Annotated in this window: 1 protein-coding gene; it reads left to right on the plus strand. The window is 45.3% G+C overall.

What is annotated here, in order from left to right; genetic code table 11:
- The coding region (locus FC99_RS03615; RefSeq protein ID WP_156639339.1) for a helix-turn-helix domain-containing protein at positions 1-296 on the plus strand (296 nt) is incomplete at both ends.

A 296-nucleotide genomic window follows, 5' to 3' on the forward strand; every position in this document is an offset into this window, starting at 1 on the left:
CTTACCATGAATCGTCCCAAGGGTCACCACCTAACTTTGAAAGAGCGTGGAAATATCGAGGTTCTCTTTAATCATGACGGATATTCTCGTCGTAAGATTGCTGATCTCATCGGGGTTAGTGCGCAGACTATAAACAATGAGATCAAACGGGGCTTAGTGACCAATAAACAGCTGGTTAACGGTAAGGAAAGGTTCTACGAAATCTACGTACCGGAATTGGCTGAACAGCGGTATCACGAGAAGCGTAAGGCCTGTCATCGTCCTTGTAAGTTCTATCAGGTCCTAGCCTTTTTAGC

The sequence above is a fragment of the Levilactobacillus koreensis JCM 16448 genome (assembly GCF_001435525.1).
Lineage (GTDB): Bacteria > Bacillota > Bacilli > Lactobacillales > Lactobacillaceae > Levilactobacillus > Levilactobacillus koreensis.